Here is a 1,001-nt window from a genome sequence, read left to right on the forward strand (position 1 = left end):
GTCGCAGGCACCGGCGGCAGCGGTCGCGCAGGCCTCGGCGTTGGTGTTGGGTTCGGAGCCGTCGGGCCTGGCCGCCCGCCCGCCGGAGGAGTTCGAGTTCGGCATTACCAACATCATTCTCGGTCTGCGGAGCCTGCTGCCCCAGGGGGCGCGCGACCGCGAGGTCGCCTGACCGAGCCCGAGCCCGAGCCGCGCCGGCCGGGTCTGCGCCGGCCGGGTCTGCGGCCGCCGGTCCTGCGCCCGGGGACTTGCACTCGGGGATCTGCGCTCGCGGAGCAGTGATCTGCGCTCGCGGAGCAGCGTGGTCGTTGCCGAGCTCGGCAACGGCCGTATCGATCGACTCACGGCAGGGCGCACGGCTAGCGTGCTGGTGTCGGTGCGGATGCCCGCATCCGGCCGCCCAGGTCGAGTCGCCTCCCTGTGGATGGTCGGCGGGTCGGGATCCGTGGACGAAGCCTGTTTGAAAGGCTTACGGTTAGGTTTACAAATCATGGTCAGTGGGACGGCCGCGCCGCTCGGCGGCGCGGTGATCGAGCCCGCTGGAGGGAGACACGATGGCCCTGGCGATCAGCGACGACCACAAGGCCCTCGCCGAGGTGGTGCGCACCTTCGCCGACGCGAACGACCTGCGCGCGGCGGCCCGGCGAGCGCTCGACGGCGGTCCCGGCACCGTCGGCCCGCAGTGGAAGCAGATCGCCGATCTCGGCTGGCTCGGCCTGCACCTGCCCGAGGAACACGGCGGCTCCGGCTTCGGCCTGGCTGAGCTCGCGATCGTCGCCGAGGGCCTGGGTGCCCGCGCCGCCGCCGGACCGCTGCTGCCCACCGTGGTCGCCTCCGCCGTCGTGGCCGCCGTCGGCTCGCCGCAGCAGCAGGCCGAGCTGCTCCCCGGGCTCGCCGACGGTTCGGTCATCGCCTCGTTCTCCGCCGTGGGCGCGGTCACCGCGGACGCCGCGGGGGCGCTGCACGGCGAGGCGCCCGCGGCGCTCGGCGCGGTGTGGGCC

1 protein-coding gene is annotated in these 1,001 nt (G+C 74.4%); it reads left to right on the top strand.

Annotation, left to right across the window (positions count from 1 at the left end; translation table 11 throughout):
* Positions 1-554: 554 nt before the first annotated feature.
* On the top strand, positions 555-1,001 hold a 447-nt coding region (locus ND748_RS32695; protein WP_251750117.1), incomplete at its 3' end, for an acyl-CoA dehydrogenase family protein.

The organism is Frankia sp. AiPs1, assembly GCF_023716945.1.
GTDB lineage: Bacteria > Actinomycetota > Actinomycetes > Frankiales > Frankiaceae > Frankia.